Source organism: Stenotrophomonas sp. SXG-1 (genome assembly GCF_014083965.1).
In the GTDB taxonomy this organism is placed as follows: Bacteria; Pseudomonadota; Gammaproteobacteria; order Xanthomonadales; family Xanthomonadaceae; genus Stenotrophomonas; species Stenotrophomonas geniculata.
Genome location: NZ_CP046588.1, coordinates 4,068,150 through 4,088,174 on the forward strand (window position 1 = coordinate 4,068,150; position 20,025 = coordinate 4,088,174).

A 20,025-nucleotide genomic window follows, 5' to 3' on the forward strand; every position below is an offset into this window, starting at 1 on the left:
ATCCCTCCCGTTCACGTCTGCGGCCACAGCACGGCCAGCAGCACCAGCACCAGCTGCACCGCCGTCAGCAGGTACTGACGCAGCAGCAGGCGGCGCATGCCGGCCCATCGCAGATCCCATCCCCGCGACGGTTCCGCGCCCGGTGTGCGGCGCAGGCCACTGTCATGCAGCAGCCGGTCGATGCGTTGCGCCGCGGCCTCATCATTCAAGCCTTCATCGCGCAGCAGCTGCAGCAGGCTGGCATCGAGTGCCACCCGCCACGCGTGATAGGCCTGGGCGACGCCTGCCACCACGCTGAGCAGCATCAGTCCGGCGGCAAGCATCGCCAGCCCGGGCTCGATGCCGAGCAGCAGCAACGCCACCAGCAGCAGCCCCAGCGACAGGCCTGCCGGCCAACGCCCCTGCCGCAGCAGCAGCTGCATGGTCGAAACATCAGGCGTGGTGCTCATGCAGGGTCTCCGGCGGCAACGGTGATCGCACGCAGGTGCGCCTTGCCCAGCACGATGCCCGGACGCGCGGCACGCACGATCGCCACCGCCGCATCGGCACCCGCCGCACGACCGCTGAGCAGCAGCCAGGTCGCCACGCTGGCCGCACTGCGCGAGTAACCCAGCGCGCAGCACACCAGCACCGGCCCGTGCGTGCGAAGGCGCTCGATGGCCTCGGCTGCCTCGCGCAGCTGCTCCGGTTCTGGCACCACCAGGTCCAGCATCGGCACACCGGCGTACGCCGCACCCGGCGCGCAGCAGGACAGCTCGGCACAGGCATCGACCACGCCCACCAAAGGTGTCGGCAATGCCGTGCAGGGAATCCGGCCCAGCCACACGCCGTCCAGCACCGGCAACGGCTGCGGCACGCGTCGCGTCCACAACCGCGAATTGATCCAGGCCGCGCCCAGGTACGGCGCCAGCAGCCAGCGTGCCGCCATGGTCAGGCGACCATCGGCACGCTTCTGGAACACCGCCGTACCCAGCCCGGCATAGGCCAGCGCCACCAGCAGCAGCGACACCCCCGGCCACAGCAGCCACAACGCCGCGCCACGCAGAAGCACCACCGGCACCAGCAATACGGCGGCCGCCAGCAGGTACAGCGCGGCCAATCGCCAACGTTTGGCATCACCCGCAGTACGCCAGGCGCGCAGCGGCGGCGTGCCCTGCTCCGGCCACAGCCATACGCACAGCCAGCCGGCCAGCAGCCCGGTCGGGATGTCGATGAAATGGTGCTGGAACGTGGTCAGCACCGAGACACCGATCAGCAGTGCCCACACATGCAGCACCCAACGCCACACGCCGTGCAGGTACTGCGCGAACTTCACCCACAGCACGATCAGCAGCACGATGTGCAGCGATGGCGCCTGGTTGAACGGCTTGTCGAAGCCCAGCAGCACATCGAACAGCCAACCGAACACGCCGCCGATCTCCGGCCGCTCGAAACTGAAGCGCAGCGGCCACAGCAGGAAGCAAGTGACCGCGATCAGCTGTGCACTGAACAGCCGCAGCGCATGCCGGTCCAGTTCCAGACGTTGCCGGCACAGGAAGAAGGAGACCGCGTAGAACAGGTCGATCGACCAGTACGGCACGATCGTCCACGGCACGAAGGGAATGCGCGTCTCCCAAGCGAACGCCATCACCGGCAGTTCGGGATGGCGACCAGCCATCCAGTTGGCGAAGCCGTAGCTGGCGAAGAAGAACGGACCCAGCAGAGCCAGCCACAGCAGGGCGCGCCGCCAGGGGCGCCCTTCCGCGGCCAGTGGGGTTGCGGCCAGCGTCGCCATCACGCGGTCCGGCGCGCCAGCGACACGGTGAAGATGCCGAAGTCATCGATGCGCTGCGCCACCTTCTCGAACCCGGCCAGGCGCACCAGCTCATCCATCTCCTGCTGGGTACGGCGGCGCATCACCCACGCGGCGCCGCCTCGATGGCTGGTCAGCGCGCGGGCGATGAATTCCAGCTGCGGGTGCCAGGGCTGGCCGGTGTAGGCCAGGTAGCCGCCCACCGGTACGGTTGCGGCGATGCCCTGCAGCGAGCGCAGCACGGCGTCGTTGTCGGGGAACAGTTCGTACAGGCCCGATACCACCGCCAGCGTAGGCGCCGGGTCCACCGCCGCCAGCTGCGCGGGATCGAACGCATCGCCCTGCTCGAAGTGGGCGATGTCGGCTGCACCGAGGCGCTCGATCAAGGCCTGGCCCTGGGTCACGTTCAGATCGCTGAAATCACGCAGCACGATGCGGTCGGCGCGCTGTTCGCCCTGGCCCAGCGCTTCCAGCACATAGCGGCCATGGCCGGCGGCCACGTCCAGCACGCGCACCGGCGTGCCCCGCCCGCGCAGTCGCTGCGCAGCATCGCGCAGCAGTTCCTGCAGGTGCTGGCCGCGCACACGGATGCCGCGCCAGCCGATTGCATCCAGATAGTTGCGGTCGACCATGCGGCCCAGCGGGCCCTTGCCACGCGCTTGGTCGCGATAGATGTAGTCCAGCGTGCTGCCGGAATCGAAACCGGTCTGCAGGCCCAGCGCGATGCCTTCGGACAACGTGCCACCGAAACGCAGGCCGCCACGCACCACGCGCCAGCGCAGGTCGGCCAGGCTGTTGCGTTCCGGTGGCCAGGCCAGGATCTCCGATTCCTCGAAGGTCGGACCATGCCGGTGTGCGTCACGACGCGACAACTCGCGCAGGGGTTCGGCGAAGCGCGTCTGGATGAAACTGCGGATGCGCGCCAGTGCCGGCGCGCGATCACGTTCGCCCAGGGTGTCGTGGAAGAAGCCCGGCAGGTGCACGCGCTCCTTGATCGGGCTGGACAGGCGCTCGTAGAAGCGGTCCTGCGGGCCACGATGCACGACGAAGTCCGAGCCGGACACCAACAGCTGCACCGGCACGCTGATCGCCTGCGCATCGGCGACGATGCGGTCGGCCGCTTCGTACAGGCCCAGCAGCACGCGCACCGAGATCGGGCGGGTGATCAGCGGATCGGTACGATAGCTTTCCACCCGTGCCGGGTCGTGGGTCAGCCACTGCGGCTTGACGTAGCTGTTGACGAAGAAATTGCCGCGCAGCTTCTGCATCAGCGCCAACCCAGCGCGTGCGAACGGCACGTACAGCTTCACCTTGAAGGCGGGCGAAGCCATCACCAGCGCACGCAGGCGCGGCGCGTAATCGTGCACCCAGGTCGCGGCGACCACCGCCCCCACGCTCTGCGCGATCACCACGATGTCTTCCACCGCGATACCGTGCTCGGCGCCGATGTGGGCAATGAAGCTGTCCAGGTCACGCACCAGCGCCGGGAAGCCCGGTGCATCGCCACGTGCGCCCGGCGAACGGCCATTGCCGCGCGCATCCCAGGCGAAGAAGGCGGTGTCGGGCAGGTCCAGCTCATCGACCAGGTGGGTGACCCGGCCGGAGTGCTCGTGGCCGCGGTGCAGCAGCACGATGGCCCTGGTGGCCGGGGTTGCGGTGGTGCCCGCCCAGTACCGGTAGAACAGCGGTACCTGGTCGAAGCTGTGGAATTCCCGTTCCTGCGCCTGACGCATGCAATCTCCTGATTGTCTTTTTGTATCTGCTTGATTAATTCGGCGAAACCGCCGCTTCCCGCAGTCCGCGACGGACGCGGTTGATCATCGTCAGCACGCACAACACTGCCATGGCTGCAGCCACGCCGCTGACCGTCAGTGCACCGCCCCAGCCGAAGGCCAGCAGCAAGCCCAGCGCACCGATCACGAAGGCGCGGTCGCTCTTGCCCATCGGGCCGTCATAGCGGCGGCTGGCACCGACCATCAGCCCCAGCACGCCGGCGTACTCGCTCAGCGCCGCCGTCCAGGCCAGCAGCCACAGCGCCTCCGGGCGCACGCCGGGTACGCTGAGCAGGCTCAGGTACAGCGCCGCATCGGCGATCACATCGCACACTTCGTTCAGATAGGCGCCCAGCCGCGATTGCTGGCCGAATTCGCGCGCCAGCATGCCGTCCACCGCGTTGAGCGCCATGCGCAGCAGCATCCACAACGGCAGCAGCAGATACAGCAGAGGCTGGGCAGGCGCGCAGCACCACACGGCCGCGGCCACCAGCAGCGAGACCACGGCAGCGGCCACGGTCACCGTATTGGCAGTGATCCCCATGCGGAACAGACCGCGTACGGCTGGACGCAACAGGTCCTGGAAACGTCCCTTCAATGCATAGATCGACATGATCCGTACCCGCTGATCCTTGGCAGTGCGGGCACAGCCTACCCCATCGTTGGCAGATTCCGACAACCCGGCTCTGGTCCGCAGCCCAGACTCCGGATCGGGCCGGATCGGTGTGCCCGACCCGGCCTTACGCCGATTGCCACGGCAAATTACCCCTTCCAGCGCCCGCCACGGGCCCCCACCGCCTACAATATCGGCCCCGCTCCGCTGCCGATTCTGTCCCATGACTGCTGATCTGTTGCCCGTCCGCCGGGCCCTCCTCTCCGTTTCCGACAAGACCGGTCTGGTCGAGCTGGCCACTGCGCTGGCGGCACGCGGCGTGGAGCTGCTGTCCACCGGCGGCACCGCCAAGGCGATCCGCGATGCGGGCCTGGCCGTGAAGGACGTGGCCGAGGTCACCGGTTTCCCGGAAATGATGGACGGCCGCGTCAAGACCCTGCACCCGATGGTGCACGGTGGCCTGCTGGGCCGTTCGGGCCTGGATGATGCGGTGATGGCCGAGCATGGCATCGGTGCCATCGACCTGCTGGTGCTGAACCTGTACCCGTTCGAGTCGGTCACCGCCAACGCCGACTGCACCCTGGCCGACGCGGTCGAGAACATCGACATCGGCGGTCCGGCCATGCTGCGCTCGGCGGCCAAGAACTTCGCCCGCGTGGCGGTGGCCACCGATCCGTCGCAGTACGCCGAACTGCTGGCCTCGCTGGCGGCCAACGACGGCCAGCTGTCGGCCGCCACCCGCTTCGCGTTCTCGGTGGCCGCGTTCAACCGCGTCGCCCAGTACGACGCGGCGATCAGCAACTACCTGTCGGCGGTCACCGCCACCGACGCCGCCGTGCCGGCCCGTGCCGAGTACCCGGCGCAGATGAACTCCACCTTCGTGAAGGTGATGGACCTGCGCTACGGCGAGAACCCGCACCAGAGCGGCGCGTTCTACCGAGACCTGTACCCGGTGCCGGGCACCCTGGCCACGTTCCAGCAGCTGCAGGGCAAGGAACTGAGCTACAACAACCTGGCCGATGCCGATGCGGCGTGGGAGTGCGTGCGCCAGTTCGACGCGCCGGCCTGCGTCATCGTCAAGCACGCCAACCCGTGCGGCGTGGCCGTCGGTGCCGGCAACGGCGATGCCTACGAGCTGGCCTACGCCACCGACCCGACCAGCGCCTTCGGCGGCATCATCGCCTTCAACACGCCGCTGGACGCTGCCACCGCCAAGGTCATCCTGGACCGCCAGTTCGTGGAAGTGCTGATCGCCCCGGATTACGAGCCGGCCGCGCTGGAATACGCGCAGAAGAAGGCCAACGTGCGCGTGCTGCGCATCCCGCATGGTGATGGCCTGAACAACTTCGACAGCAAGCGCGTCGGCTCGGGCCTGTTGCTGCAGTCCTCGGACAACCGCGGCATGACCCGCGATGAGCTGAAGGTGGTCAGCAAGCTGGCGCCGACCGACAAGCAGTTCACCGACCTGCTGTTTGCCTGGAAGGTGGCCAAGTTCGTGAAGTCCAACGCGATCGTCTATGCGAAGGACAACCGCACCATCGGTGTCGGCGCCGGCCAGATGAGCCGCGTGTACTCGGCCCGCATCGCCGGCATCAAGGCCGCCGATGCAAACCTGGTGGTCGAGGGCTCGGTGATGGCCTCCGATGCGTTCTTCCCGTTCCGCGACGGCATCGATGCCGCTGCTGCCGCCGGCATCAAGGCGGTCATCCAGCCGGGCGGTTCGATGCGCGATGCCGAAGTGATCGCCGCCGCCGACGAACATGGCCTGGCCATGGTGTTCACCGGTGTTCGTCACTTCCGCCACTGATACTGGAGCGACACGGATGTCCGCAGTCTCACTGAAACCGCTGGCCTTGCTCGCCCTCGCGGGCGCGGCCGCGCTGGCCGGCTGCAAGCCTGCGGCCGCCCCGGTGCCTGCGTCGTCGCCGCAGGCCGCCACGTCGGCCCCCGCCGAGCCGACGGCGCACGTGAGCCGCACCGCACGACTGCAGGCCTTCCTGGTCCAGCGCTACGGCAAGAACGCCAGGCTCTCCGGTGAATGGCACGGCAGCTGGAACGACGACGGCGAAACCCGCCCGATGGACTGGCACGTCTGCGCCGAGCAACCGGTGGTGAGCGGTGACAGCTGGCAGCAGTTGCTGGCGGTCTGCGGTGCTTTGTCCGAAGGCGCGCACATCGACGCAGGCATGATCGACTTCTTCGTGCTGCGTCCGAAGGGCGAGGGCTTCGACGTGACCAGTGAACTGACTGGCGAACGCTTTGGCAGCGGCGGCCAGCCCGGCACCGCCAGCATCATCCGCGCGGGCAGCGACTTCTATGGTTTCCGCGTCGAGGACGGCTGGTTCGGGCAGGGCTTCTCGCTGCTCTCGCAGTCGCTGATCCTACCAGGCCCGAACGGCCTGGTGTCCAGTGGCAGCGTGCGCAGCCATATCGACAATGACGCCCAGTACGAGTGCGACAACCTGGGGGCCAGCAGCGACCCGGAGACTGTCGAGGACTGCCGTACCCGTCGCTTCAGCAGCGATTTCGCCCTGCGTTTCGACGACAGCGATCGCAGCGCGCGCATCTGGCCGCTGCTGATCGAGGAAACCGGCACCACCTGCGGTGGCAAGCAGGTCCGGCAGGAACACCGCTTTACCCTGGACCCGAAGACCTGGGCCTATTCCTTCCCCGAATCACTGCGACGCGAAGGCTGCGAGTGAGCCACGCGCGCCGCCGGGGATATCGATCTTCCCTTCCCACGCAATCTGGAATCTCGTGATGAACGTACTTGTCATCGGCTCTGGCGGCCGCGAACACGCCCTGGCATGGAAGCTGGCCCAGTCCTCCCGTGTCACCGAAGTGATCGTGGCGCCCGGCAACGCCGGCACCGCCAGCGAAGACAAGTGCCGCAACGTGGCGGTGAAAGTGACCGACATCGACGGCCTGCTGGCGCTGGCCCAGGCCGAAGGCGTGGCGCTGACCGTGGTCGGCCCGGAAGTACCGCTGGTGGCCGGCGTGGTCGACCGCTTCCGCGCCGCCGGCCTGCGCATCTTCGGGCCGACTGCCGCCGCCGCGCAGCTGGAAGGCAGCAAGGCCTACGCCAAGGACTTCCTGGCCCGCCACAACATCCCCACCGCGTTCTATGCCGTGCACACCGAGGTGGATGCCGCCCTGGCCTACATCCGCGAGAAGGGCGCGCCGATCGTGGTCAAGGCCGATGGCCTGGCCGCCGGCAAGGGCGTGATCGTGGCGATGACCCTGGCCGAAGCCGAAGATGCCGTGCGTGACATGCTGTCGGGCAACGCGTTCGGCGATGCCGGTGCGCGCGTGGTGATCGAAGAGTTCCTCGATGGTGAGGAAGCCAGCTTCATTTCGATGGTGGACGGCGTGCATGCGCTGCCGATGGCCACCTCGCAGGACCACAAGCGCGTCGGCGACGGCGACACCGGCCCGAACACCGGTGGCATGGGCGCCTACTCGCCTGCGCCGGTAGTGACGCCGGAGGTGCATGCACGCGTGATGCGCGAGGTGGTGAACCCGACCGTGCAGGGCATGATCGCCGACGGTATCCCGTTCACCGGTTTCCTCTACGCGGGCCTGATGATCGACGCCAGCGGCGCGCCGAAGGTGATCGAATTCAACGTGCGCTTCGGCGACCCGGAAACCCAGCCGGTGATGTTGCGCCTGCAGTCGGATCTGGTCGAACTGGTGGAAGCCGCCATCGATGGCCGCCTGGACCAGGTGCAGGCGCAGTGGGACGCACGCCCGTCGCTGGGCGTGGTGCTGGCCGCGAAGCCCTACCCGGAAGCGCCGATCACCGGTGACGTGATTTCCGGCCTGGACGACGTGCCGGCCAGTGCCAAGGTGTTCCATGCGGGGACTGCATTGGACGCGCAGGGCCAGGTGGTCAGCGCCGGCGGCCGCGTGCTGTGCGTGGCGGCACTGGGTGACAGCGTGCGCGACGCGCAGGCCAATGCCTATGCCGGCGTGGCCAAGGTGACCTGGGCCAACGAATTCCACCGCAACGACATTGGTTGGCGCGCGATCGCACGCGAGGGGTGAGGCTCCCCCGCTCCCATGCATGGCGCGGATTGAATACCACGGTAAAGCAAAGGCCCGGCATTGCCGGGCCTTTGCTTTACAGGACTGCTTCGAGACCCTTCCGATCAATCAGGTTAAGCAACTTCAGTGACGGTCCGCTGGGTTTCTTTTCGCCCTGCTCCCAGCTGCGTACGGTGGAAACGCTGGTATTGAGAACCCCCGCAAAGACCGGCTGACTGAGCTGCAGTGACGTACGCAGGGCACGGATCTGGGCACTGCTGTACTCAGGGACCGGCTCAAGGCAAAGTGCTTCGTAGCTGCTCAACCGACGTTTATCGATGAAGCCATGCGCGTGCAGACTCACAGCAGCATCATGCACCGCTTCAAGAAGCGCACTTTTCGCGCGCCGTCGCTCAGGGGTCTTCGTCATGGCCGATCTCCTGTAGATCCCCGTACTCCACGGCGCGATTCAGCTGCGCCGTACTCATTCTCAGGAACTCCGATGCGTACAACTGCAGCGCATCCCGTTCCGCATTCGTGATCGCAGCACGTTCATTCTTCTCGTAGCCGAAAAGGAAGAACCAATGCCCGCCTCGCTGTGTGGCGACGATGATTCGAACGCTCCCACGCTTTCCTCGCCCCGGCAACGGAACGCGCTTCTTGAAGATTCCGCCGCCAAGATCAGCATCCACCAGACCCGCTTCCATTTCACGTACCGACCGGTACAGCGCAGCGTCGGACAGGGTGGTCCTACGCATACTGCGATTGAAACTTCGTGTGCGGAAGACGCGTGGCATGATCATACCGTGCCACTGCGTGGTACGGCGTGAACATCAGCATCCAGCACATGACCCGGTCGGCACAATCACCGCTCTGGCGTCAGAGTAGAGCCACGCCATGCGTGGCTAAGCCCCACAAACGAAAAAGGCCCGGCAGTGCCGGGCCTTTTCATTGCTTCAACGCCATCCCGCCTTACGCGGTGAACAGCGCCTTCATCTTCTTCAGCGCGTTCGCTTCAACCTGGCGGATACGCTCAGCCGACACGCCGTACTCGTCGGCCAGTTCCTGCAGCGTCACCTTGCTGTCGGCATCCAGCCAGCGGCGGCGGATGATGTCGCGCGAACGCGCATCCAGCTCGGCCAGGCCTTCGCGCAGCAGCTGCATCTGGTTGTCTTCGCTGTCGGCACGTTCGTAGGCCATCGACGGATCTTCGTCGTTGGCAACCAGGAACGCGGCCGGCGACGGCGGCGCGTGTTCGTTGTCCTCGTCGGTCGGCGCATCGAAACCGATATCGCGACCGGACAGGCGCGATTCCATTTCCATGACCTCGCGCTCGGACACGTTCAGGTCCTTGGCGACGGCGCTGACTTCCGCCGCGTTCATCCAGCCCAGGCGCGTCTTCGACTTGCGCAGGTTGAAGAACAGCTTGCGCTGCGCCTTGGTGGTGGCGACCTTCACGATGCGCCAGTTCTTCAGGATGAACTCGTGCATCTCGGCACGGATCCAGTGCACGGCGAAGGAGACCAGGCGCACGCCCATGTCCGGGTCGAAGCGCTTGACCGCCTTCATCAGGCCGATGTTGCCTTCCTGGATCAGGTCGCCCAGTGCAAGGCCGTAGCCGTTGTAGCCGCGGGCCACGTGCACCACGAAGCGCAGGTGCGAATGCACCAGCTCGCGGGCGGCGTCCAGATCGTTGCCGTCGCGGAAGCGACGGGCCAGGTCCTGTTCGTCATCGACCGACAGCACCGGGATCTGGTGCACGGCACCGATGTAGGCGTCCAGCGAACCGAGCGCACTGGGAATCGGGAGATTGTTTGCCACAAGGGCAGTAGAGGTGTTCTGGCTCATAGGCACCCATCTTAGCAGTCCGGGATTTGGACTGCTAAAGGAGGAAAAAGTTCCAGCATCCTATTGATGCAACACTGGTCCCAAACAGAGCCCTACCGTAGCGCGATTTGATGACAGTGGCGAGCGCGCTTTTCGGGATTCACAATCCCTTGGAATTCAAGCAATTACCTGCCGGAAACCGGCCGATTCCGGTCAAGGTTAGCTGAACAGGCCGTCCCCGGACGCCCATTCAGGGCCGGAAACGTTGCCCGGCGTTCAGCCCCGGACCGGCACCGCCGCTCAGAGCGCCGCTCAGAGCGCCGAACGGGGCGGCAGCGACCAGTCGACCGGGGCCTGGCCGCGACGCTGCAGGTACTCGTTGGCCATCGAGAAATGCCGGCAACCCAGGAAGCCACGATGGGCCGACAACGGCGACGGGTGCGGCGACTTCAGCACGCGATGGCGACGGGTATCGATGACCTTGCCCTTCTGCTGCGCATAGGCGCCCCAGAGCATGAACACCAGGCCTTCGCGCTCGCGGTTGAGCACGTCCACCACGTGGTCGGTGAAGCCCTCCCAGCCACGGCCCTGGTGCGCACCGGCCTTGCCCTCTTCCACGGTCAGCACGGCATTGAGCAGCAGCACGCCGCGCTGCGCCCACGGGATCAGGCAGCCGTGGTCCGGGCGCGGGATACCGAGATCGCTCTCGATTTCCTTGTAGATGTTCAGCAGCGACGGCGGCACCGGCACGCCCGGCGGCACCGAGAAACTCAGGCCATGCGCCTGGCCACGGCCGTGGTACGGGTCCTGGCCGAGGATCACCACCTTCACCTGCTCGAATGGCGTGGCATCGAACGCGGCGAAGATCTGCGGACCGGGCGGGAACACCGCCGCACCACTGGCCTTGCGCTGGCGCAGGAAGCTGGACAGCTCACGCATCTGCGGCTGCATCAGGTAATCGCCGACATGCTGTTTCCAGCTCGGTTCCAGCTGGATCGTCGGGGCGCCGGCTACTTCATCCATCATCGAATCAGGGGTCCATCGTTCAATCGGGCCAGGCGCAGCTGGAACAGCACCTTGGTGACCAGCAGCCGTTCTTCAATCGGCTTGAGCACCAGGTCGTTCGCGCCGGACTGCAGCAGCCCGGTCTGGTTGTGCGGGTTGCCATCGCCGGTCATCACCAGCACCGGCAGGCGGCGCTTGCCGTAGCCGAAGTCCACGCGCACGCGCTGCACCACGTCGCGGCCGCTCAGCTCGCCCTTCAGGGTGACGTCGGTCAGCACCAGGTCGATGCGATGGCGGCTGCGGCCCAGCGACTCGGCGGTGAGCAGGGTGAACGCCTCTTCGGCGCTGACCACGTGCAGCACGTTCAACTGCTGTCGCTCAAGCATGCGCTTGGTGGCCTCGGCGACCACCCGGCTGTCCTCGATATAGAGGATGGTGGCGCCGGGAATGCTCTGCGGCTGCACATAGCCACGGACGAAGGTCGCCAGTGCCTCGTGGCCCAGCGCCTTGTCGAAATAGTCGGTGACGTACTCGGTGAAGCGGCGCTGCTCCAGGTGCTGCTGGGCATCGCCGGAGACCACGATCACCGGCACATAGGCCTGGCCCGCCGCTTCGCGCACCATCCGCGCCAGCGCCAGGCCGTCGCCATCGCGCAGGGTCAGCGAGGTCGTCACCAGGTCGACCGGGCCCTGCGCCAGCGCCTGCTGCGCGTCTTCGATGCTGTCGCAGCCGATCACCTCCACGCCCGGCAGGTCACGCTGCAGGACGTCGGCGATCAGCTTGCGGACCAGCTTCGACCCGTCGACCACCATCACCCGCGTCGCGGGCCCTTCAAGGTGCTTCAGCGCTTGCGGTTGCATGCCGGTCTCAGGTGTCGGTCGGGCGGGTCTGGCGCAGGAAATGGCCGGTCACCAGCCACGCGCCCAGCCAACCCAGCAGCAGCGTGCCGAGCAGGACCAGGCTGCCATGCAGCAGGTCCAGGCCATGCAGCACGAACGGGCTGCCGTAGCTGCGCGAGAGTTCGGCCAGCGGCACGCGCAGGGCGGCGCCGGCCGCAGCAATCAGGGCCAGCGCCACCGCGCCGGCACCCAGTCCATACCACGCGCCCAGGTACAGGAACGGGCGGCGAATGAAGCCATCACTGGCGCCGAGCAGCTGCAGCACGCCGATCTCTTCGCGACGCGCCTGGATATCCAGGCGCACGGTGTTGCCGACCACCAGCGCGGCGCCCACGCCGAGCAGTACCGACAGCACCTGCACCAGCCGTGCGCCGAACGCCAGCCAGGCATCCAGACGCTGGCGCCACAGTGCGTCGTGCTGCACCAGGTCGGCCTCGGGCAGGCTCTCCAGCGCGCGCGCCAGGCGTGCGTCGTCCTTGCCCTGGCCCGGGGTGATCACCAGCAGCGAGGGCAATGGATTGTCGTTGAGTGCGTCGATCGCCTCACCGAGGCCGGCATCGCGCAGTTCCTGCAGGCCCTGCTCGGGCGTGCGCACGTTCACTTCGGCCACGTCGTCGCGGTCGCGCAGCTGGCCGGCCAAGCGCAGTGCGCCGGGACCATCGACGTTGCCCTTCAGGAACACGTTGATGTCGCGCGACTGCTGCACGCTGCCGGCGAACTGCTTGAGGTTGTCCAGCGCGATCGACAGGCCAAGCGGCAGGGCCAGTGCCAGCGCCATGACCATCACCGTCAGCAGGGTCGCCCACGGCTTGCGGCAGGCGCGGCCAAGGCTGAACACCACGCTGTGCACGTGGTGCTGGAACCAGACGCCCACGCGCGAGGGCGCGGCGGCTTCGCTGTTTTCGTTCTTCGCCATGCGCTACTCCGCGAGGTCCTGCGGCGAGATGTCATCCACCAGCCGGCCGTGGTCGAGGATCAGCACGCGCTTGCGCATGCGACGCAGCAGCGGCAGATCGTGGCTGACCACCAGCACGCTGGTGCCGCGCGAGGGCAGCTCGGCGAACAGGGCCATGATCTCCGCGGCCAGGGTCGGGTCGAGGTTGCCGGTCGGCTCATCGGCCACCAGCAGCTTGGGTTCGCCGACGATGGCGCGGGCGATGCCGACGCGCTGCTGCTCGCCGGCCGACAGCTGCGAGGGCAGCGCTTTCTCGCGATGGCCCAGGCCCATCCGCTCCAGCACCGAGCGCACGCGCTTGTTGATGTCGCCACGGCGGGTGCCGCGCAGGATCAGCGGCAACGCCACGTTCTCGGCGATCGAGCGGTCCATCAGCAGGCGATGGTCCTGGTAGACCGCACCCACCGCGCGACGGTGGCGGGGCACGTCGCCGCCACGCACCTTCAGCAGGTTGCGCTCGTCGAACACCACCGCACCGCGGCTGGGCCGCTCGTCCAGGTGGATCAACTTGAGCAGGGTGCTTTTGCCCGCACCGGAATGGCCGGTGACGAACAGCATCTCGCCCGGCGCGACCTCAAAGCTGACATCGGTCAGTGCCTCGTGGCCACCGGCGTACTGTTTGCTGACATTGTCGAAGCGCAGGACACTCATGCCCCGATTATGCAGGACCGGCGCGATGTCGTGGAGATGGTGGGTGCCACCGGCCCCGCCTGGTGGGTGCCGACCGTTGGTCGGCACACCTTTCAAAGCCACCCGACCAACGGTCGGGTGCTACCCGCTGATCGGCAGTACCGATCAGTTGCCCGACAGCATCCGGCGGATCTTGCGGCCGATGCGGGTCAGGAACGAATCACCGGTATCAGCGGCGGTACGCACCGGCTTGGCCACCACCTGCACCGGGGTGACCGGGCTGGCGCCATTGCCGGCAGCGCTCTGCACGCCCTCGGCACCTTCGACCGGACGGCCGTGGCGACGACGACGGCGCTTGCGCGGCTTGTGCTCGCCGTCCACCGCACCTTCCGGTGCGCCTTCGGCGCGCGGCGGGCGCGGCGGACGCGGGGCCTGGGCAACGGCGCCTTCGGCACCGGCGGCCGGGGCGGCAGCGCCCTGTTCGCCCTCCACGCGCGGCTTGCGCGGGCCACGCGAACGGCGCTCGCCGCTGCGCTCACCGTCGCGACCACCACGGCCACCACCGCCTGAACGGCCGCCACTACGGCCACCGCCCCGACGCTCTTCCTCGGCGGCGCGGGCTTCGCGCGCTTCGCGGAAGATCTGGCCGACGCTTTCGTTGTCCTCGCCTTCCTCGCCTGCTGCGGGGGCCGGGCGTTCCGGGCGCGGCAGCGGGGTCAACAGTTCCTTGGTCACCGGCTCGGACGGAATCTTCTGCTCGATATAGGCCTCGATGTCCGGCAGGCCCATTGCATAGCGCTCACAGGCGAAGCTGATCGCGTCTCCCTCTTCACCCAGGCGCGCGGTACGACCGATGCGGTGCACGTAGTCTTCGGCATCGAACGGCAGGTCGTAGTTGTAGACGTACTTGATGCCGTCGATGTGCAGGCCGCGCGCAGCCACGTCGGTGGCCACCAGGATTTCCAGCTGGCCCTTCTGGAAGCGGTTGAGCAGGCTCTCACGCTTCTTCTGCGGCACGTCGCCGGACAGCACGCCCACGCGGTAGCCGGCCTTTTCCAGCGAACGCGCCACACGCTCGACGAACACCTTGGTGTTGACGAAGACCATGGTGCGCGCGCCTTCGCTGCGCGACAGCAGGCCCAGCAGCAGCGGGATCTTCTCGTCGTCGGCCGGGAAGTAGATGCGCTGGCGCACGCGCGCGGCGGTGATGGTCTCGGCTTCGACCACCAGCTTCTGCGGCTCGTTCATGTGCTCGTAGGCCAGCTCCAGCACGCGATGGCTGAGGGTGGCACTGAACAGCAGGGTCTGGCGGGTGGTGCGCTCGGGCATGCGGCGCAGCAGGAAGCGGATGTCCTTGATGAAGCCCAGGTCGAACATGCGGTCGGCTTCGTCCAGCACGCAGATCTCGCAGGCGTGCAGCGACACCACCTTGTGCTGTTTCACGTAGTCGATCAGGCGGCCCGGGGTGGCGATGATCACGTCCACGCCCTGCTGCAGCAGTTCGCGCTGCTTGTCGTAATCCACGCCGCCGTAGACCAGCGCGAAACGCAGGCCCAGATCGGAACCGAACTTGACCGCATCCTTGTGGATCTGGATGGCCAGTTCGCGGGTCGGGGCGAGGATCAGCGCGCGCGGATCTTCCGGCTTGCGGTCGGCCAGGGCCGGACGCGTCAGCAGGCGATTCACGACAGCGACCAGGAAGGCCAGGGTCTTGCCGGTGCCGGTCTGAGCCTGGCCGGCAACATCACCACCGGGCAGCGCGACGGGCAGGGTCAGCGCCTGGATCGGGGTGCAACGGGTGAATCCGGCTCCTTCAAGACCGGCCTGCAGGGCCGGGTGCAGCTCGAAGGAGGAAAAGGTCAAATCGGTCAGCGGTTTGTCGCTCATGAGTCCGTCTTGGTATGGCCGCCGGCCCGTGGGGCGGCTGGCACTTCAGCGTCTAGGGGCACCGTCGCAAACTGCGGCCCCTGCGGCGGGTTGGCAGGCTGGGACCACCCGGTCCGCGCGCCGCACAATGCCCCAGTTTAACGCACTCGGGCCAGCAAACCGGAATGACCTGTCTCATAAAGTCAAGAGACGGCGCCCTTCACCCAGCCACACCGGACTTGAACGGCCCTGCCAGGCCCGCTGGTGTCGCCCACTGCCAGCCCCATGTACAGGAAGACAGTGAAATCCGACACATACCAGGCATCGAAGCGATCACGATACGCTGGGTTCCAGCCGGCGCCTGTCCCCGCCCTGCGATAGGGGTACACTGCCGGCCGTGAGCGTCCAGGCATCCCGCCGAACGCACCGCGGCAGTGCGCCGCGAGGCAACGACGAGGGTCGCGCCACCGGGCATGGCCCAGTTCACCCACCTCCGGCATGGCCGGGTGCAATCCAAGACGAGAAACCAAGATGAGCGACAAGGTTGTACATGTCGGCGACGCCGACTTTGATAGTGCAGTGCTGAATTCCAAGGAACCGGTGCTGGTCGATTTCTGGGCCGAGTGGTGTGGCCCGTGCAAGATGATCGCCCCGGCGCTGGACGAGCTGGCCGATGCCTACCAGGGCCGCGCCAAGATCGCCAAGGTCAACGTCGACCACAACCGTGCGCTGGCCGCCAAGTACCACGTGCGTTCGATTCCGTACCTGGTCGTGTTCAAGGACGGCGAGAAGGTTGGCGAGCAGATCGGTGCGGTGGGCAAGGCCCAGCTGGCCGGCCTGCTGGACAAGGCCCTGGCCTGATTGCTGCTGTTCTCCGGCAGCCGCCGACCGCGGCTGCCGGCGGGCGCCCCGCGCCCATGATGAATGCTGCTCCCGGCAGCCCTTGCACGGCGCCGCAGGCCGATGATAGTGTCGGCATATCCGGCCGCGTTCGCGTGCCGCACCCTCTGGACGCAGTTTCCTCCAGACCCATTCCCAACGTTCGCCGCCCCAGCCGGGCGCTCGCACCTTCAAGCGAGGAATAACGCTCTTGTCCGATAACACTTCCGAAACCGGCAGCGCCGATGCGCCCGCCGAAAAGCGCGTGCGCAAGCCCCGCGTGAGCAAGGCCGCCGCCCCGGCAGCCGCCGAAACCAGCGCCGCTCCGGCGCAGCCGACCCTGCCGCTGGCCGCCGCGCCCGAGGCACCGGCTGCTGCCCCCGCACCGAGCGCGCCCGCCGCCGAGGCCCCTGCCAGCAGTGGCGGCGGCGAAGGCGGTGAGGGTCGCGAATCCGGCCAGCCGCGCCAGCAGAACCACCAGGGGGGCGGCCAGAACCAGGGCCAGAACCCGTACAACCAGAACGGCCAGCAGGGCCAGGGGCAAGGCCAGGGCAACCGCCGCGACCGCTTCCGCAACCGCCGCGACCGTGACCGCAACAACCGCTTCCGCGACGATGGCCTGCCCAACGATGGCGGCGAGCAGCAGCCGTTCGTGCCGCGCCCGCACGCCAACGTGCCCGAGGGCTTCCCGGTCTATTCGCTGAGCGACCTCAAGCGCATGCCGGCGCAGAAGCTGCTGGAAATCGCCGAGCAGCTGCAGATCTCCGAAGGCGTGGCCCGCGCCCGCAAGCAGGATGTGATCTTCGCCCTGCTGAAGGTGCTGACCCGCCACGGTGACGGCGTCGCCGCCGACGGCGTGCTGGAAATCCTGCCGGACGGCTTCGGCTTCCTGCGCGCGGCCGAAGCCAGCTACCTGGCCGGCCCGGACGACACCTACATCTCGCCCAGCCAGATCCGCCGCTTCAACCTGCGCACCGGCGACCACATCTCCGGCCGCATCCGCTTCCCGAAGGACGGCGAGCGCTACTTCGCGCTGAACATCGTCGACACCATCAACGGTGAGCCGATCGAAGCGTCGAAGAACAAGGTGCTGTTCGAGAACCTGACCGCCCTGTTCCCGCGCCGCCGCTTCACCCTGGAGCGTGGCAACGGTTCGTCGGAAGACATCACCGGCCGCATCCTCGACCTGATGGCCCCGCAGGGCAAGGGCCAGCGCTCGCTCATCGTGTCGCAGCCGAAGGCCGGCAAGACCATGATGATGCAGCAGGTCGCTACTGCCATCACCACCAACCACCCGGACGTGCACCTGATCGTGCTGCTGATCGACGAGCGCCCGGAAGAAGTGACCGAAATGCAGCGCACCGTGCGCGGCGAGGTCATCAGCTCGACCTTCGACGAGCCGGCCGCGCGCCACGTGCAGGTGGCCGAAATGGTCATCGAGCGCGCCAAGCGCCTGGTCGAGCACAAGAAGGACGTGGTGATCCTGCTCGACTCGATCACCCGCCTGGCCCGTGCCTACAACAACGTGGTGCCGAGCTCGGGCAAGGTGCTGACCGGTGGCGTGGACGCCAACGCCCTGCACCGCCCGAAGCGCTTCTTCGGTGCCGCGCGTAACGTGGAAGAAGGCGGCAGCCTGACCATCATCGCCACCGCGCTGGTCGACACCGGCTCGAAGATGGACGAGGTGATCTACGAAGAGTTCAAGGGCACCGGCAACAGCGAAGTGCACCTGAGCCGCCGTATCGCTGAAAAGCGCGTGTTCCCGGCCATCGACATCAACCGTTCGGGCACCCGCCGCGAAGACCTGCTGATCGAGCCGGAACTGCTGCAGAAGATCTGGATCCTGCGCAAGCTGCTGCATCCGATGGATGAAATGGCTGCGATGGAGTTCCTGCTCGACAAGATGAAGAACACCAAGTCCAACGACGAGTTCTTCGGTTCGATGAAGCGCTGATCCACGGCGCTGCATCGGAAGAAACCTGCCGCTCGCTGCGGCAGGTTTTTTTTTGCCTGCAGGGCGACGCACTTCACTTCGCCGCCGCCCACTTTTGGCGATAATCCGCCGGCCCCTGCCCGGCCCTGACGGCCTGGCCACCGATTCCCGCTGTCGCCCCTTCCGGAGAACCGGTCGGGTCCAGCCTCCTGCCGGATCCGTCGACGCATGCGAACGCTGTCTCCCCGCCTCAACCTGGGCAAGCTGATCCTCGCCCTGGCCCTGCTCAGTGCCATCATCGCCCTGGCCAACACCCTGCTGGCCAGCTACCGGGTGCAGCGCGACCAGCTGGTCGGCAACACCCTGGAAGCCAACCGCGTCTATGCCACCAAGCTGGCCGAGACCACCCAGAACTTCCTGCTGGCTGCGCAGCAGCAGCTGGCCTATGCCGCAACCCGCCTGGGCGAGCACGACCTCGATCCGAAGCAGGCCCAGGATGAAGCCAGCCGCCTGCAACTGCAGTCCAGCAGCTTCAACTCCTCGCTGGTGGTGGACGCCGACGGCCTGGTGATCGCCACCTCGCCGCAGACCCTGCAGCTGCAGGGTGAGGTGCTGCACAGTGTCGGCAACAACGCGGCACTGGCGGCGCGCCAGCCGATGATCAGCGATCCCTACCAGTCGGCCACGGGCAAGCTGCTGGTGTCGCTGTCGCACCCGATCTTCGACCGCCAGGGTCGCTATCGCGGCTATGTAAGCGGCACCCTGTACCTGCGCCAGCGCAGCGCACTGCACACGCTGCTGGGCAAGCACTACTACCGCGACGGTTCCTACCTGTACGTGGTGGACCGCAATGGCCGCCTGCTGTACCACGCCGATGGCAAGCGGGTGGGTGACTACGTGGTCGGCAACCCGGCGGTGAAGGCCGTGGTGCGCGGGGAGCGTGGCGCACAGCAGGTACGCAACAACCGTGGTGTGTCGATGCTGGCCGGCTATGCGCCGGTGGCGGCCACTGGCTGGGGCATCATTGCCCAGCGCCCGACCGAGGCCACCCTGCAGCCGCTGTCACGGTTGATGACCGCGGTGATCTGGAATGCGATTCCGCTCGGCCTGCTGTCGCTGCTGGTTACCTGGTGGTTCGCGCGCCGCATTTCGATGCCGCTGTGGCAGCTGGCGCGCAATGTGCAGGGCGGCGAGGACACCGGCAATGCGATCAACCATGTCAGCGGCATCCGCGCCTGGTACTTCGAGGTCGCCCAGCTCAAGCAGGCCGTGCTGCACAGCTTCAATGCCCTGCAGGATCGTATCGGCACGCTCAACCGTGCCAGCCGCACCGACCCGCTGACCGGCCTGCTCAACCGCCGCGGGCTGCAGCAGGCGCTGGACGCGCTGCAGGTGCAGGGCATTCCGTTTGCGATCCTGGCGCTGGACATCGATCGCTTCAAGTCGATCAACGACAGTTACGGGCATGACGTCGGCGACAACGCCATCGTCCACATCGCCGACCAGATGCGCCGCTACTCGCGCGACAGCGACATCCTCTGCCGCGCTGGTGGCGAGGAATTCCTGCTGCTGCTGCCGGGCATCAGTACTGAATCGGCCCGTCAGGCCGGTGAACGCCTGCGCCAGCACATCGCCGACCATCCGTTCGAACCGGTCGGCAACATCACCGTATCGCTGGGCGTGGCCCACTTCCCCAGCTTCCATGTCGACGCCGAGCAGGCATTGCGGCTGGCCGACAAGGCGCTGTACATGGCCAAGGAACAGGGCCGCAACCGGGTGGTGGTCTACCCGTACGCCGACTGACGCGGAGCCGGGCTGCCCGGCTCCGCAG

At 67.2% G+C, this 20,025-nt stretch carries 18 protein-coding genes; 6 read left to right on the forward strand and 12 right to left on the reverse strand.

Annotated elements, in window-relative coordinates; all coding sequences use genetic code 11:
* Positions 1-11: 11 nt before the first annotated feature.
* From GOC52_RS18570 to GOC52_RS18585, 4 genes are read right to left on the reverse strand one after another with little or no spacing between them, the layout of a single operon-like run.
* A complete protein-coding gene (locus GOC52_RS18570; protein WP_049408954.1) occupies positions 12-449 on the reverse strand; it encodes a hypothetical protein in 438 nt (145 codons plus the stop codon).
* Positions 446-1,774 (reverse strand): phosphatase PAP2/dual specificity phosphatase family protein, encoded by a 1,329-nt coding sequence (locus tag GOC52_RS18575; protein ID WP_049408953.1) that lies wholly within the window; start codon positions 1,772-1,774, stop codon positions 446-448. Before GOC52_RS18575 ends, GOC52_RS18570 begins: the two co-directional genes overlap by 4 nt.
* Positions 1,774-3,525 carry a bifunctional alpha/beta hydrolase/class I SAM-dependent methyltransferase gene (locus tag GOC52_RS18580; protein ID WP_049408952.1) on the reverse strand — a complete coding sequence of 584 codons (1,752 nt, stop codon included), beginning with the start codon at positions 3,523-3,525 and terminating at the stop codon, positions 1,774-1,776. The genes GOC52_RS18575 and GOC52_RS18580 overlap by 1 nt, the downstream gene beginning before the upstream one ends.
* 34 nt (positions 3,526-3,559) lie before the next feature.
* Positions 3,560-4,177 (reverse strand): CDP-alcohol phosphatidyltransferase family protein, encoded by a 618-nt coding sequence (locus GOC52_RS18585; protein WP_019338967.1) that lies wholly within the window; start codon positions 4,175-4,177, stop codon positions 3,560-3,562.
* 223 nt (positions 4,178-4,400) lie between these two features.
* Between GOC52_RS18585 and purH the strand changes: the two genes are divergently transcribed.
* Genes purH through purD form a run of 3 tightly spaced genes read left to right on the forward strand, consistent with a single transcriptional unit; the run spans position 4,401 to position 8,221 of the window.
* Positions 4,401-5,984, forward strand: coding sequence for a bifunctional phosphoribosylaminoimidazolecarboxamide formyltransferase/IMP cyclohydrolase (purH, locus tag GOC52_RS18590; RefSeq protein WP_049408951.1), 1,584 nt, complete (start codon positions 4,401-4,403; stop codon positions 5,982-5,984).
* A gap of 16 nt (positions 5,985-6,000) precedes the next feature.
* Positions 6,001-6,879, forward strand: a complete 879-nt coding sequence (locus GOC52_RS18595; RefSeq protein ID WP_191850109.1) for a hypothetical protein — start codon at positions 6,001-6,003, stop codon at positions 6,877-6,879.
* 58 nt (positions 6,880-6,937) lie between these two features.
* Positions 6,938-8,221: a phosphoribosylamine--glycine ligase gene (gene purD / locus GOC52_RS18600; RefSeq protein WP_010481051.1), complete on the forward strand. Its 1,284-nt coding sequence runs from the start codon at positions 6,938-6,940 to the stop codon at positions 8,219-8,221.
* Positions 8,222-8,297: 76 nt separating this feature from the next.
* Here purD and GOC52_RS18605 read toward each other — a convergent pair whose 3' ends face one another.
* The 8 genes from GOC52_RS18605 to rhlB form a co-directional block, all read right to left on the reverse strand.
* Positions 8,298-8,630, reverse strand: coding sequence for a helix-turn-helix domain-containing protein (locus GOC52_RS18605; RefSeq protein WP_019338970.1), 333 nt, complete (start codon positions 8,628-8,630; stop codon positions 8,298-8,300).
* Positions 8,614-9,003 carry a type II toxin-antitoxin system RelE/ParE family toxin gene (locus tag GOC52_RS18610; protein WP_100064745.1) on the reverse strand — a complete coding sequence of 130 codons (390 nt, stop codon included), beginning with the start codon at positions 9,001-9,003 and terminating at the stop codon, positions 8,614-8,616. Before GOC52_RS18610 ends, GOC52_RS18605 begins: the two co-directional genes overlap by 17 nt.
* Positions 9,004-9,172: 169 nt before the next feature.
* The gene (gene rpoH, locus GOC52_RS18615) at positions 9,173-10,048 is read right to left on the reverse strand and encodes an RNA polymerase sigma factor RpoH (RefSeq protein WP_006473441.1); all 876 of its coding nucleotides are present in this window, start codon (positions 10,046-10,048) and stop codon (positions 9,173-9,175) included.
* A 291-nt stretch (positions 10,049-10,339) separates the two neighbouring features.
* Positions 10,340-11,053, reverse strand: coding sequence for a uracil-DNA glycosylase (ung, locus tag GOC52_RS18620; protein WP_071305937.1), 714 nt, complete (start codon positions 11,051-11,053; stop codon positions 10,340-10,342).
* On the reverse strand, positions 11,050-11,892 hold the full coding sequence (locus GOC52_RS18625; RefSeq protein ID WP_126560173.1) for a response regulator: 843 nt from the start codon (positions 11,890-11,892) through the stop codon (positions 11,050-11,052). The genes ung and GOC52_RS18625 overlap by 4 nt, the downstream gene beginning before the upstream one ends.
* Positions 11,893-11,899: 7 nt before the next feature.
* The gene (gene ftsX / locus GOC52_RS18630) at positions 11,900-12,847 is read right to left on the reverse strand and encodes a permease-like cell division protein FtsX (protein WP_010481047.1); all 948 of its coding nucleotides are present in this window, start codon (positions 12,845-12,847) and stop codon (positions 11,900-11,902) included.
* A 3-nt stretch (positions 12,848-12,850) separates the two neighbouring features.
* Positions 12,851-13,537: a cell division ATP-binding protein FtsE gene (gene ftsE / locus GOC52_RS18635; RefSeq protein WP_005419728.1), complete on the reverse strand. Its 687-nt coding sequence runs from the start codon at positions 13,535-13,537 to the stop codon at positions 12,851-12,853.
* A gap of 144 nt (positions 13,538-13,681) precedes the next feature.
* Positions 13,682-15,403: an ATP-dependent RNA helicase RhlB gene (rhlB, locus tag GOC52_RS18640; protein WP_010481045.1), complete on the reverse strand. Its 1,722-nt coding sequence runs from the start codon at positions 15,401-15,403 to the stop codon at positions 13,682-13,684.
* Positions 15,404-15,913: 510 nt separating this feature from the next.
* On the opposite strand from rhlB, the gene trxA reads away from it, so the two are divergent.
* The 3 genes from trxA to GOC52_RS18655 all read left to right on the forward strand — a co-directional run bounded on the left by trxA (position 15,914) and on the right by GOC52_RS18655 (position 19,997).
* Positions 15,914-16,243 (forward strand): thioredoxin, encoded by a 330-nt coding sequence (trxA, locus tag GOC52_RS18645; protein WP_005411275.1) that lies wholly within the window; start codon positions 15,914-15,916, stop codon positions 16,241-16,243.
* A gap of 229 nt (positions 16,244-16,472) precedes the next feature.
* Positions 16,473-18,215: a transcription termination factor Rho gene (gene rho, locus GOC52_RS18650; RefSeq protein WP_029379723.1), complete on the forward strand. Its 1,743-nt coding sequence runs from the start codon at positions 16,473-16,475 to the stop codon at positions 18,213-18,215.
* A 207-nt stretch (positions 18,216-18,422) separates the two neighbouring features.
* Complete coding sequence (locus GOC52_RS18655; protein ID WP_191850111.1) at positions 18,423-19,997, forward strand: sensor domain-containing diguanylate cyclase; 1,575 nt, start codon at positions 18,423-18,425, stop codon at positions 19,995-19,997.
* Positions 19,998-20,025: the final 28 nt, after the last annotated feature.